Consider the following 12,627-nt stretch of genomic DNA (forward strand, 5'->3'; position numbering starts at 1 on the left):
CGCCGGCGCGAGGCGACATCGCCTCACCTTCGCGCATACACAGCATGCAAGCATATGCCTGTGGAAGCCGCCTTCGGCGTAGTACATGCCAAAAGTCCCTTTCAGCCACGCCGCCGGAGCAACGCGCTCACGCAATGACAATCACGTTACCTGCCGCCGCGCGCGAGCCCGACCATCCCATTGCCGACGGCCTTCCGGTCACGCAGCGGCGCTGGGCGATTGCCGCGATCTTCACCGCGCTGGCGATGGCCTCGCTCGACACCGCGATTGCCAACATCGCCCTGCCTGCCATTGCCGCCGACCTGCACGTCACGCCGGAGCAGTCGGTCTGGGTCGTCAACGTCTACCAGATCGCGCTGGTCGCGACGCTGCTGCCGCTCGGGGCGCTCGGCGAAATCGTCGGACACCAGCGCATCTATCTCGGCGGCCTGATCCTGTTCACCATCGCTTCGCTGTTCTGTGCGGTGGCGTGGTCGCTCGACAGCCTGCTGGTCGCACGCGCGCTGCAGGGCCTCGGCGCGAGCGGCATCATGAGCGTCAACACGGCGCTGGTGCGCTTCGTCTATCCCGGACGGATGCAGGGCCGCGGCTTCGGTCACAACGCGCTGGTGGTCGCGACCGCCTTCACCTTCGGACCGTCGATCGCCTCCGCCATCCTCGCGGTCGGGCCATGGCCGTGGCTGTTCGCCGTCAACATCCCGTTCGGCCTGGTTGCGACCGGCATCGGCTTTGCGATGCTGCCGAAGACGCCGCGGGCCGATCACGGCTTCGACTTCCTCGGCGCGCTGCTCGCCGCCGCCTGCCTCGGCCTGTTCATCACCGGCATCGGCAGCGCCGCGCATAATCTGTCGCCGGTCGTCGTCGGCATCGAGCTGATTGCGGCCATCGCGCTCGGCTTCATCCTGACGCGCCGGCATGCCGATCATCCAGCGCCGATGCTGCCGATCGACTTGTTCGGCCGGCCGATGTTCGCGCTGTCGGCGGCGACGGCCGTGTGCTCCTTTGCCGTACAGGGCCTCGCCTTCGTTTCGCTGCCGTTCTATTTCGAGGACGTGCTGGGACGTTCGCAGGTCGAGACCGGCTTCTTCATGACGCCGTGGCCGCTGGTGGTCGGCATCATGGCGCCGATCGCGGGCCGCCTGTCCGACCGCCATCCGGTGGGCCTATTGGGCGGCATCGGCCTCGTGCTGCTCGGCATCGGCATGGCGCTGCTCGCGCTGCTTCCGGCAAGCCCGAGCATCCCCGATATCGTCTGGCGCATCATGATCTGCGGCATGGGCTTCGGCTTCTTCCAGGCACCGAACATGAAGGCGCTGATGGGAAGCGCGCCGCCACATCGCAGCGGTAGCGCCTCGGGCATCGTCGCCACCGCCCGCCTGACCGGACAGACGACCGGTGCCGCGCTCGCCGCGGCCTGCTTCGCCATCGCCGGACACAACGGCGCAACCGTCGCGCTGGCGCTCGGCGCCGGCTTTGCCGCGCTCGGCGCCGTGATGAGCTTCCTGCGGCTCGCGGTGAAGTAGGCTCTCAGGCCAGGTGCCGGGCGGCCGTCGTGTCGATCGCCGCTGCCGCCGGCACGACCGGCCCATCGTCGATCGCAGCGAGGCGCCCATCGATGGCCTCGATCACCTTGTGCGAGAACGGGCCGAGATGCGCATAGGCCGCAATCAACTGCACCGCGATGCGCGCCGATGAGGTGTCGCGCTTGGCGCAGTTCATGAAGGTCTGCCACAACGGCCCGCGCGCCTCCGGAATGGCGGTGACCACGCGGTGCACCGTCTCCATCGCGCCGACCCGCGAGCGGATGTCGCCCTCGGCGAGCTCGTGGCGCTGCCTCGAGCGGTCGAGCAGGCTCATCAGCTTGTCGACACGGCCGGCATAGGCGGCCGGGCTGTAGATATGCTCCAGCACCCGCTTATAATCGGTCAGGATGTCGCGCAACGGGCGGACCGGATCGAAGTTGATGCCGGCCGTGCACTGATCGGCACCGATCGTCGGCGCCACATCGTGGCCCGGATGCAGCCGGCCTTCGCGCTCGAGCCGGCGCGTGAGCTGCGTGTTCGGCAAGGCATAGAGCAGGCCGACCATGGCGACGGGAATCGCCGCCTCCTCGATGAAATCGATCATCGCCTCGGCCATCGAGACCTTCTCGTTGTCGAAGCCGACGATGAAGCCGGCGGTGACCAGGATGCCGGCGGCGTAGATCTTGTGGATGCTCTCGGCGATGTTGCGCCGTGTGTTCTGCTTCTTGCGCATCGCGACCAGAGTTGCCGGATCGGGGCTCTCGATGCCGACGAAGATGCCGAAGAAGTTTGCGGCGCCCATCAGCTCCAGCAATTCAGGATCGTCGGCGAGATTGACCGAGGCCTCGGTCGATAGCTCGAAGGGGTAGTTGTGGGCGCGCTGCCATTCGGCGAGCCGGGGCAGGAACTGCCGCAGCGACTTCTTGTTGCCGATGAAATTGTCGTCGACGAAGTCGAGATGGCCGCGGTAGCCCATGTTGTAGAGCGTCTCGAGCTCGACGAACATCTGCTCGGTCGTCTTGGTCCTGGGCACGCGGCCGTAGAGCTCGATGATGTCGCAGAACTCGCAGGTGAACGGGCAGCCGCGTGAATACTGCACACCGAGATAGAGGTAGTCCTCGAACTTCAGGAGGTCGAAGCGCGGCACCGGCGTCTTGGTGACGTCGGCCTGGAATTTCGGCGCGGTGAAGACGCCGGAGCGCTGCCCGCTCTCCCAGGCCGCGAGGAATTCGTCGATGACGCCCTCGGCCTCGCCGAGCACCCGGAAGTCGGCCTTCTCATAGATGTGCGGGCTGGAGGTCGGATCGGGACCGCCGACGACCACCGGCTTGCCGGCCGCGCGGCAGAGTTCGATCAGGCGCAGCGTGTCGGCCTGCTGCGGCAGCATGCCGCCGGTGAAGACCACATCGGCCCAGGCGAGATCCTCGTCACCGAAGGCCTGCGTGTTGCAATCGACCAGCCGGACGCTCCAGTCCTTGGGCAACATCGCGGCGACCGTGATCAAGCCCAGAGGCGCGGCGGGACGCCGCACGCCCATCAGCTTGCAGGATTCGCCAAAACTCCAGAACGACTCCGCCGTGAACAGCGGATAGAGCATCAGTACGTTGCAGGGGCTTGGCACGTCGACGGAACTCCTTTTGACTCGGGCGCAGTGTAGCAAAGAGCCATCGTCTTGCACCCCGGCAAATGGACCAAACTATGGTCGGTGCCATGCGAGGGAACCTGCAAACGTCGCTCCAAGCCGGAGAATTAGCGCACCGGGAAAGGTAGCTTACCCGCCCACCGGGGGCGAGGCAAAACACCGCGGGTGCCCCAATCTTCCCGCAGGCGCGAGAATCTTCGATAGTTGCCCCTCAGACTATTGATTTGAACAGTTCCAATTTGCCGGACACATTGCGCCCCTGAGTCCAATCGGTGGATTGGGCCAATCAGGGGACTGCGATGGCAAACCTAACAATCAACGGAAAATCCTTCACGCTCGACGTGGAGCCGGATACCCCGCTGCTCTGGGCGATCCGCGAAAATGCCGGCCTGACCGGCACCAAATATGGTTGCGGCATTGCACAATGCGGTGCCTGCACCGTTCACATGGACGGCGTCGCGACCCGCTCCTGCGGGATTTCGGTCGCCGAGGCCGAGGGCAAGAAGATCACCACGATCGAGGGGCTCGCCTCCGGAGCCACGCTGCACAAGGTGCAGGAGGCCTGGATCGCCCAGGACGTGCCGCAATGCGGCTATTGCCAGAGCGGCATGATCATGGCGGTGGCGGCGCTCCTGAACGAGAAGCCGAAGCCGACCGACGCCGACATCGACGAGGCCATCACCAATATCTGCCGCTGCGGCACCTTCCAGCAGGTGCGCGAGGCGATCCACACGATCGCAAGCGCCTAAAGGAGCCGCCCATGAACAAGCACATCTCTCCCAAGATGAACCGCCGCGCCTTCGTCATCGGCACCGCCGCTGTCGGCGCCGGCCTTGCGATCGGCCTCGATCTCCCGTTCGGTGGCCCCACTGTGGTCCGCGCGGCCGATGGCTCGCCGGAGGTCAACGCCTGGGTCGTGGTCCGGCCCGACGACACCGTGGTGATCCGCATCGCCCGCTCCGAGATGGGCCAGGGATCGCTGACGGGCCTGGCCCAGCTCGTCGCCGAGGAGCTGGAATGCGACTGGACCAAGGTCACCACCGAATATCCGACGCCGGGCCAGAGCGTCGCCCGCAAGCGCGTCTGGGGCGATTTCTCGACCGGCGGCAGCCGCGGCATCCGCTCCTCACAGGACTATGTCCGCAAGGGCGGCGCCACCGCGCGCGTGATGCTGATCGAGGCCGCCGCCAATGAGTGGAAAGTGCCGGCCTCCGAATGCACCGTCGCCAACGGCGTCATCACCCATACGCCATCGGGCAGGACCACGACCTACGGCAAGGTCGCTGAAGCTGCGGCGAAGCTGACGCCGCCGGCCGACGTCAAGCTGAAGGATCCGAAGGACTGGAGGCTGGTCGGCAAGGGCGTCAAGCGGCTCGACACCGCCGACAAGACCACCGGCACCATGATCTACGGCATCGACGTCAAGCTGCCGGGCATGCTCAACGCCGCGATCAAGGACTGCCCGGTGTTCGGCGGCAAGCTGAAGAGCTACGACGAGTCCAAGATCTCCGGCATGAAAGGCGTCAAGAAGGTCGTCAAGGTCGGCGATACCGCGGTCGCGGTCGTGGCCGACACCTGGTGGCACGCCAAGACCGCGCTGGAAGCGCTGCCGATCGTGTGGGACGAAGGCGAGAACGCAAAAGTCTCCAGCGAGTCCATTGCGAAATGGCTGGCCGAAGGCCTGAACAACGACCAGCCGGCCTATGTCGGCAACAAGAACGGCGACGCCAAGGCCGCGATCGCCGGCGCCGCCAAGAAGGTCGAGGCCGTCTACAGCTATCCCTACCAGAATCACGCCACCATGGAGCCGATGAACGCTACCGCGCTCTACACGGCGGACAAGTGCGAGGTCTGGTGCGGCACGCAGAACGGTGAAGCTGCCTTCGCGGCGGTGCTGGAGGCCTCCGGCCTGCCGGCGGAGAAGTGCGACGTGCACAAGGTGATGCCCGGCGGCGGCTTCGGCCGGCGCGGCCAGACCGACTATGTCCGTCAGGCGGTCATGGTCGCCAAGCAGATGCCGGGCACGCCGATCAAGCTGTTGTGGTCGCGCGAGGAGGACATGGCGCACGGCCGGTATCACCCGATCACCCAGTGCAAGATGACCGGCGCGTTCGACGCCAACAACAATCTGGTCGCCCTGCACTACCGCCTGTCCGGCCAGTCGATCCTGTTCTCGCTGCGCCCCGAAGCGTTGCAGAACGGCATGGACCCGGCCGCGTTCCAGGGCGTCGCCCAGTCCGGCGAGGCCGCGTTCGGCTATTCGGTGCCGAACCTCTTGATCGAGCATGCGATGCGCAACCCGCACGTTCCGCCCGGCTTCTGGCGCGGCGTCAACGTCAACCACAACGCGATCTACATGGAATGCTTCATGGACGAGCTGGCCCAGGCCGCAGGCCAGGACCCGCTCGAATTCCGCCGCAAGCTGATGGGCAATCACCCCAAGCATCTGGCGGTGCTCAATGCCGTGGCCGAGAAGATCGGCTGGACCACGCCGGCGCCGCAGGGCGTCTATCGCGGCATTGCGCAGGTGATGGGCTATGGCAGCTATGTCGCCGGCGCCGCCGAGATCTCGGTGACCGACGGCAGCAAGATCAAGGTGCATCGCATTGTCGCCTCCACCGATCCCGGCTACATCGTCAATCCGGCGCAGGTGGAGCGGCAGATCGCTGGCTCCTTTGTCTATGGCCTCTCCGCCCTGTTCTACGGCGGCTGCACCGTCAAGGACGGCAAGATCGAGCAAACCAACTTCGACACCTACAATTCGATGCGCATCAACGAGATGCCGAAGGTGGAGTCGGTGATGGTGCCGAGCGGCGGATTCTGGGGCGGCGTCGGCGAGCCGACCATCGGCGTTGCGGCGCCGGCAGTGCTCAACGCCTATTTCGCCGCGACGGGCAAGCGGGTCCGCTCGTTCCCGCTGCGCGACCAGAACATCACCTTCGCTTAAAGCAACATGCTGCGGCGGCGCGAGATCGCCGCCGCAGCCTTTCTCAGATGCCCCTGATGACCACGCGCCCGGTGACACGGCGCAATGCCGTGTTCGGCATCACCATGGCGGCCGCGACGCTGGCGCGGCCATCGATCTTGCGCGCGCAATCCACGGGACGTGTCGTCGTGGTCGGCGGCGGTTTCGGCGGCGCCGCTTGCGCCCGCGCGCTGAAGCGTGCGCAGGACAATCTGCAGATCATCCTGATCGAGCCCAACGCGGTCTTCACCTCCTGCCCCTTCAGCAACGAGGTGATCGCGGGCCTGCGCGAGATCGACGTGCAGCAGTTCGGGTACGGCAAGCTTGCCGCCGAGGGCGTCACCGTGGTCGGCCAGGCCGTGACCGCGATCGAACCGGAGCGGCGCAGCGTCATGACGAGCGATGGCGTCGCGCTGCCCTATGACCGCCTCGTACTCTCGCCAGGGATCGACTTTCATTTTGAGGCCCTGCCCGGCTATGACGATGCGGCGTCGGAAAAGATGCCGCACGCCTGGAAGGCCGGCGCACAGACGCTGCTGCTGCGCAGGCAGTTGGAGGCGATGGAGGACGGCGGCATGGTTGCCATTGCGGTCCCTGCCAATCCCTCGCGTTGCCCGCCGGCGCCCTACGAGCGTGCCAGCCTGATCGCGCATTATTTGAAGACGAAGAAGCCGCGCTCCAAAGTGCTGGTGCTCGATGCCAAGGACAATTTTTCGCAGCAGCGCCTGTTCGAGAAGGCGTGGAAGGAGCTTTACGGCGACATGATCGAGCGCATCGCGCTGTCGCAAGGCGGCCGCGTCACCTCGGTCGATCCCGTGACCAAAACCATTGTCACCGAATTCGGCAACTACACGCCTGATGTCGCCAACGTCATCCCGCCGCAGCGCGCCGGCCGCATTGCCGAGATCGCGGGCGCTACGGATGCGACCGGGTGGTGTCCGATCGATCCCGTGACGTTCGAATCGAAGCTCGTCAAGAACATCCACGTCATCGGCGACGCCAGCCTCGGCGGCGGCATCCCCAAATCGGCATCGGCCGCGAGCGCGCAGGGCAAGGCCTGCGCCGCGGCGATCGTCGCCCTGCTCGCCGGCCGCACGCCTGAGACACCCCGGCTGACCGGAGTCTGCTACAACACCGTCGCGCCCGGTTACGGCTTCTCGCTCGCCGGCAACTACCAGCCGAGAGGCGACATCTTTGCCGAAGTTGAGGGCGGCGCGACCAGCCCGGTCGACGCCCCGCGCGAACTGCGTGCCCGCGAGGCCGGGGAAGCGGAGCGCTGGTTTCAAACCATCACGGCGGACACGTTTGGCTAGAGCATTCCACCATATCGCGACGATGATCGCCGCCGGCCTTGCCTTCGCCTGTCCTGCGAAAGCGGCCGAGCTCGCGCCCTACAAGATCACCGGCGACGGCATCGCGGAATCCCTCACCGGCTCGCTCGGCGACGCCGCACGCGGCCGAGCGCTGGTGCTGGCGCGCACGACCACCTGCATCCTCTGCCATTCCGGCCCGTTCCCGGAAACGCGGTTCCAGGGCGACCTCGCGCCTGACCTCACAGGTGCCGGGAACCGCTGGACAGCGAGCCAGTTGCGGCTTCGACTGGTCGATGCGGCGCGCTTCAACCCGGAGACCATAATGCCGTCCTATTACCGCAACGATGGCCTCGTGCGCGTCGGGCGCAATTTTGCCGGCAAGCCGATCTTGTCGGCTGCAGAGATCGAGGACATCGTGGCCTTTCTTGCAACGCTTCGGGACTAGGTTCATGCCGACCACGCGACGAAAATTCTTGGGCCTTGCCGGAGGCGTGACAGTCGCCGGGACGATCCCGATCGTCACGTTACGGCCGCTCGAGGCAACGCCGGCGATGCTCAGCACCGCGATCCGCAATGTCGTCGGCGAAGCGCCGGTGCGCTTCGGCAAGGTGAAGCTCGACATCCCGCCGCTGGTCGAGAACGGCAACACCGTGCCGATGACGGTGAGCGTCGCAAGCCCGATGACGGCGACCGACTACGTCAAGAGCATCCATGTCTTCAACGAAAAGAACCCGCAGCCGAACATCGGCAATTTCTATCTCAACTCCTCCTCCGGCCGTGCCCAGGTCTCGACCCGCATCCGCCTCGCCGACACCCAGAAGGTGGTCGCGATCGCCCGCCTGTCCGACGACAGCTTCTGGCAGGCTGCCGCGGACGTCGTCGTGACGCTGGCGGCCTGCACCGAGGAGCTGAACTGATGGCCGCGCTCATCAACGTTCCCGCGAAGGCCAGACGCGGCGACATCATCGAGATCCGCACGCTGACCTCGCACATCATGGAAACCGGCTTCCGCCATACCGCCGACGGCGCGCTGGTGCCGCGCGACATCATCACCAGCTTCACCTGCCGCTACAACGGCACCGAGGTCTTTCGCGCCGACCTGTTTCCGGCGATCGCCGCCAATCCGTATCTGTCCTTCTTCACCGTCGTGAAGGAGAGCGGCAAGTTCGAGTTCGAATGGATCGGCGACAACGGCTATGCGTCCACCGCGTCGGCATCGATTACCGTCGAATGAGACTCTGGCGCGCGATAGCGGCAGCGATACTGCTCGCTGCGGCCCCTGCTCTGCTCGCCGGTGAAATCCCGCCCGATGCGCGCCGGTCCGGCTACGCCTTCATGGGGCCTGATACCCGTGCGATGCAGGACGACGACACGTCCAATCCGGGCATGCTGTTCGTGCTCGACGGCGAGGGGCTCTGGAGCAAGAAGTCGGGCAGCGCCGACAAGGCCTGTGCGGATTGCCATGGCGATGCACGCAGCAGCATGAAGGGCGTCGCGGCGCGCTACCCCGCCTTCGACAAGGCGCTCGGCCGTCCCATCACGCTGGACCAGCGCATCAATCTCTGCCGCGCCAATCATCAGCAGGCGACCGCGCTGCCTTACGAGAGCCGCGACCTGCTGGCACTGTCCGCCTTCGTCGCCCACCAGTCCCGCGGCGTGGCGATCACGGCCGGCGATGATCCGCAACTCGAGCCCTTCGTCGAGCAGGGCCGCGATCTCTTCATGCAGCGCGAGGGCCAGCTCAACCTCGCCTGCACCAATTGCCACGACGACAATTTCGACAAGCGTCTTGCGGGCGCGCCGATCACGCAAGCGCAGCCGACCGGCTATCCGCTCTACCGCCTAGAGTGGCAGACGCTGGGGTCGATCGAGCGCCGGTTGCGCAGTTGCATGACCGGCGTACGCGCCCAGGCCTATGACTACGGCTCGCCCGAGCTGGTCGCGCTTGAGCTCTATCTGATGTCGCGGGCGCGCGGCCTGCCGATGGAGACGCCTGCCGTGCGTCCCTGAGGCGCCAGATTAGGACTAGGCAGGCGTGGCACGGCCGTTAGTATCTCTCCCAAAGAAAATGAATCAAAGGGAGGGATTCGACGTGGCCAACCAGAATATCTCGCGCCGCACGCTGTTGACGGGCACCGCCGCGGCTGGCGCGCTCAGCCTGACCGGACTCCCGGCGCGCGCCGAGGTCAACTGGAAGAAGTATGCCGGGACCAAGCTGGAGGTGATCCTCGCCAAGGGTCCGCGCGGCGACAACCTGCAAAAAAACATCAAGGAGTTCACCGAGCTCACCGGCATCCAGGTGGATTCCGAACAGATCCCCGAGCAGCAGCAGCGGCAGAAGGTCGTGATCGAGCTGACCTCGGGCCGGCCGAGCTTCGACGTCGTCCATCTCAGCTATCACGTCCAGAAGCGGCAGTTCGAGAAAGCCGGCTGGCTCACCGACATGACGCCCTTCATGAAGGATCCGACGCTGACGACGCCCGATCTCGTCGAGAGCGATTTCTCGGCCGCCGGCCTGCAATACGCCAAGAACGACAAGGGCCAGATGCTGTCGCTGCCCTGGTCGGTCGATTACTTCATCCTCTACTACAACAAGGAGCTGTTCCAGAAGAAGGGCGTCGCCGTCCCCAAGACCCTCGACGAGATGGTCGCGGCGGCCGAAAAACTGACCGACACCAAGGAAGGCACCTACGGCTTCGTCGGACGGGGCCTGCGCAACGCCAACATGACATTGTGGACCAACTTCTTCCTCAACTATGGCGGCGAATTCCTCGACGCCAAGGGCAACATCCTGACCGACGGCCCGGAAGCGATCGCGGCGACGAAGCTCTATCAGACGCTGCTGACCAAGGTCGCCCCACCCGGTGTCGCCGGCTTCAACTGGATGGAGTCGATGGCCTCGTTCACGCAAGGACGTTCGGCGATGTGGATCGATGGCGTCGGCTGGGCGCCGCCGCTGGAGGACCCCGCCGCCTCGCGCGTCGTCGGCAAGGTCGGCTACACCGTCGTGCCGGCCGGACCGAAGGGGCAATATTCGGCCACCTATGGCGACGGCATCGGCATTGCCGCGGCGAGCAAGAACAAGGAAGCTGCCTATCTGCTCTGCCAATGGGTGGTCTCGAAGAAGCAGGGCGCACGGCTGTTGCAGGCCGGCGGCGGCGTGCCGTTCCGTAACTCGATCCTGAACGACACCGAGGTCCAGAGCGGCGTGAAGATGCCCAAGGAATGGCTGCAATCGGTGATCGATTCCGCCAAGATCAGCAAGCTCGGCCTGCCCGTCGTGATTCCGGTCGCCGAGTTCCGCGATCTCGTCGGCGCGGCGCTCACCTCGACACTCTCCGGAGCCGATCCCGCAGCCGAGTTGAAGAAGGCTCACGATCAGTTCCGGCCGATCCTGGAGCGCAGCGAAAAGGCGTGAGCGCGTTGACACAATCGACTCCGGCCGCGGCACGGTCCGATGCCGCGCCGGAGAAGGAGCTGCGGCCGCCGTCCTACTGGCCGTTCGTGGTGCCGGCACTGGTCGTCGTGCTCGCCATCATCATCTTCCCGTGGGTCTTCACCATCTGGATGAGCCTGAACGAGTGGAAGGTCGGCTCGCCCACCACCTTCGTCGGGTTCTCCAACTATCTGCGGCTCACGAACGATCCGCGTTTTCTCGAGGCGGTCGGTCACACGCTGGTCTACACCGTGCTGTCGGTGGCGCTGCCGCTGACCCTCGGCACGCTCTCGGCCGTGGTGTTTCACCAGAACTTCGCCGGTCGCGGATTTTTGCGCGGCGTCTTCATCATGCCGATGATGGCGACGCCGGTGGCGATCGCGCTGGTGTGGACCATGATGTTCCACCCGCAGCTCGGCGTGCTGAACTACCTGTTGTCGCTGGTCGGCATCCCCGCGCAGCTCTGGGTCTTCCACCCCGCAACCGTGATTCCCTCGCTGGTCCTGGTCGAGACCTGGCAATGGACGCCGCTGGTGATGCTGATCGTGCTCGGCGGCCTCGCCGCAATCCCGACCGAGCCTTACGAGAGCGCGCAGATCGACGGCGCCAGCTTCTGGCAGGTGTTCCGCTTCATCACGCTGCCACTGATCATGCCGTTCCTGTTCATCGCCGGCATGATCCGCATGATCGACGCGGTGAAGAGTTTCGACATCATCTTCGCGATCACGCAGGGCGGACCGGGCTCGGCGTCGGAGACCATCAACATCTATCTCTACAGCGTCGCCTTCACCTATTACGACCTCGGCTACGGCTCGGCGATCGCGGTCGTGTTCTTCCTGCTGATTGTCCTGCTCGCGGCGGTGATGCTCTACGCCCGCCAGCGCATGCTGTGGACCGAAATCGCGAGCGGCGCATGACACCCCGTCAGATCATCGGCAAAATCGGCCTGTGGCTCTCTGTCTTCGTCATCGTCTCGCCGGCGATCCTGTTCTTCCTCTGGATGATCTCGCTGTCGCTCAAGTTCGAGGTCGACAATGCCGCCTACCCGCCGGTGTTCTTTCCGGATCGCATCGCCTGGAAGAACTATGCCGACGTGCTCGCTTCCAACCGCTTCCTGACCTACTTCATGAACAGCCTGATCGTCACCGGCAGCTCGACCGTGCTGGCGCTGCTCGTCGGTGTACCCGCCGGCTACGGCATTGCGCGCATGGCCGCGCATAAATCCGCGGTCGTGATCCTGATCGCCCGCATCACGCCGGGCCTGTCCTATCTGATCCCGCTGTTCCTGCTGTTCCAGTGGCTCGGTCTGCTCGGCACGCTAGTACCGCAGATCATCATCCATCTCGTCGTGACCGTGCCGATCGTGATCTGGATCATGATCGGCTATTTCGAGACGACTCCGATGGAGTTGGAAGAAGCGGCCCTCATCGATGGTGCCGGCCGCTGGCAGGTGTTCCGCCACGTCGCGCTGCCGATCGCCAAGCCCGGAATCGCGGTCGCCTTCATTCTCGCGGTGATCTTCTCCTGGAACAATTTTGTGTTCGGCATCGTGCTGGCCGGGCGCGAGACACGCACCCTGCCGGTCGCGGTCTACAACATGATCTCGTTCGACCAGCTGAGCTGGGGCCCACTGGCCGCCGCCGCGCTGATCGTCACCTTCCCGGTGCTGCTGCTGACGGTGCTGGCGCAGCGGCAGATCGTCGCCGGGCTGACGGCGGGGGCCGTCAAGGGCGGGTGATCGCCCGCCC

At 65.4% G+C, this 12,627-nt stretch carries 12 protein-coding genes; 11 read left to right on the forward strand and 1 reads right to left on the reverse strand.

Going from position 1 to position 12,627, the window contains the following annotated elements:
* Nucleotides 1-134 precede the first annotated feature (134 nt).
* A complete protein-coding gene (locus QA642_RS35360) occupies nt 135-1,523 on the forward strand; it encodes an MFS transporter (RefSeq protein WP_283081025.1) in 1,389 nt (462 codons plus the stop codon).
* Nucleotides 1,524-1,527: 4 nt separating this feature from the next.
* On the opposite strand, the gene QA642_RS35365 is transcribed toward QA642_RS35360, so the two are convergent.
* Nucleotides 1,528-3,120 (reverse strand): B12-binding domain-containing radical SAM protein, encoded by a 1,593-nt coding sequence (locus QA642_RS35365; protein WP_283087043.1) that lies wholly within the window; start codon nt 3,118-3,120, stop codon nt 1,528-1,530.
* Nucleotides 3,121-3,464: 344 nt separating this feature from the next.
* Here QA642_RS35365 and QA642_RS35370 point away from each other — a divergent pair, with 344 nt between their 5' ends.
* Genes QA642_RS35370 through QA642_RS35415 form a run of 10 tightly spaced genes read left to right on the forward strand, consistent with a single transcriptional unit; the run spans nt 3,465 to nt 12,617 of the window.
* Nucleotides 3,465-3,914 carry a (2Fe-2S)-binding protein gene (locus QA642_RS35370; protein ID WP_283081026.1) on the forward strand — a complete coding sequence of 150 codons (450 nt, stop codon included), beginning with the start codon at nt 3,465-3,467 and terminating at the stop codon, nt 3,912-3,914.
* Between the two features lie 11 nt (nt 3,915-3,925).
* Nucleotides 3,926-6,112: a molybdopterin cofactor-binding domain-containing protein gene (locus QA642_RS35375; protein ID WP_283081027.1), complete on the forward strand. Its 2,187-nt coding sequence runs from the start codon at nt 3,926-3,928 to the stop codon at nt 6,110-6,112.
* Nucleotides 6,113-6,159: 47 nt separating this feature from the next.
* A complete protein-coding gene (locus tag QA642_RS35380) occupies nt 6,160-7,443 on the forward strand; it encodes an NAD(P)/FAD-dependent oxidoreductase (RefSeq protein ID WP_283081028.1) in 1,284 nt (427 codons plus the stop codon).
* Complete coding sequence (gene soxX / locus QA642_RS35385; protein WP_283081029.1) at nt 7,436-7,888, forward strand: sulfur oxidation c-type cytochrome SoxX; 453 nt, start codon at nt 7,436-7,438, stop codon at nt 7,886-7,888. Before QA642_RS35380 ends, soxX begins: the two co-directional genes overlap by 8 nt.
* Nucleotides 7,889-7,892: 4 nt before the next feature.
* Entirely contained in the window at nt 7,893-8,360 is a 468-nt protein-coding gene (locus QA642_RS35390) for a SoxY-related AACIE arm protein (protein WP_283081030.1), read from the forward strand.
* Entirely contained in the window at nt 8,360-8,677 is a 318-nt protein-coding gene (soxZ, locus tag QA642_RS35395; RefSeq protein ID WP_283081031.1) for a thiosulfate oxidation carrier complex protein SoxZ, read from the forward strand. Before QA642_RS35390 ends, soxZ begins: the two co-directional genes overlap by 1 nt.
* Nucleotides 8,674-9,453: a sulfur oxidation c-type cytochrome SoxA gene (gene soxA, locus QA642_RS35400; protein ID WP_283081032.1), complete on the forward strand. Its 780-nt coding sequence runs from the start codon at nt 8,674-8,676 to the stop codon at nt 9,451-9,453. The genes soxZ and soxA overlap by 4 nt, the downstream gene beginning before the upstream one ends.
* 58 nt (nt 9,454-9,511) lie before the next feature.
* Complete coding sequence (locus tag QA642_RS35405; RefSeq protein WP_283081033.1) at nt 9,512-10,861, forward strand: extracellular solute-binding protein; 1,350 nt, start codon at nt 9,512-9,514, stop codon at nt 10,859-10,861.
* Complete coding sequence (locus QA642_RS35410; RefSeq protein WP_283081034.1) at nt 10,858-11,796, forward strand: sugar ABC transporter permease; 939 nt, start codon at nt 10,858-10,860, stop codon at nt 11,794-11,796. The genes QA642_RS35405 and QA642_RS35410 overlap by 4 nt, the downstream gene beginning before the upstream one ends.
* Nucleotides 11,793-12,617 carry a carbohydrate ABC transporter permease gene (locus tag QA642_RS35415; RefSeq protein ID WP_283081035.1) on the forward strand — a complete coding sequence of 275 codons (825 nt, stop codon included), beginning with the start codon at nt 11,793-11,795 and terminating at the stop codon, nt 12,615-12,617. The genes QA642_RS35410 and QA642_RS35415 overlap by 4 nt, the downstream gene beginning before the upstream one ends.
* Nucleotides 12,618-12,627 lie beyond the last annotated feature (10 nt).

The organism is Bradyrhizobium sp. CB2312 (assembly GCF_029714425.1).
In the GTDB taxonomy this organism is placed as follows: Bacteria; Pseudomonadota; Alphaproteobacteria; order Rhizobiales; family Xanthobacteraceae; genus Bradyrhizobium.

Coding starts and splice junctions, on each gene's coding strand:
- QA642_RS35360 (WP_283081025.1), top strand. CDS start 135: ATGACAATCACGTTACCTGCCGCCGCGCGCGAGCCCGACCATCCCATT.
- QA642_RS35365 (WP_283087043.1), bottom strand. CDS start 3,120: ATGCTCTATCCGCTGTTCACGGCGGAGTCGTTCTGGAGTTTTGGCGAA.
- QA642_RS35370 (WP_283081026.1), top strand. CDS start 3,465: ATGGCAAACCTAACAATCAACGGAAAATCCTTCACGCTCGACGTGGAG.
- QA642_RS35375 (WP_283081027.1), top strand. CDS start 3,926: ATGAACAAGCACATCTCTCCCAAGATGAACCGCCGCGCCTTCGTCATC.
- QA642_RS35380 (WP_283081028.1), top strand. CDS start 6,160: ATGCCCCTGATGACCACGCGCCCGGTGACACGGCGCAATGCCGTGTTC.
- QA642_RS35390 (WP_283081030.1), top strand. CDS start 7,893: ATGCCGACCACGCGACGAAAATTCTTGGGCCTTGCCGGAGGCGTGACA.
- soxZ (WP_283081031.1), top strand. CDS start 8,360: ATGGCCGCGCTCATCAACGTTCCCGCGAAGGCCAGACGCGGCGACATC.
- soxA (WP_283081032.1), top strand. CDS start 8,674: ATGAGACTCTGGCGCGCGATAGCGGCAGCGATACTGCTCGCTGCGGCC.
- QA642_RS35405 (WP_283081033.1), top strand. CDS start 9,512: ATGAATCAAAGGGAGGGATTCGACGTGGCCAACCAGAATATCTCGCGC.
- QA642_RS35415 (WP_283081035.1), top strand. CDS start 11,793: ATGACACCCCGTCAGATCATCGGCAAAATCGGCCTGTGGCTCTCTGTC.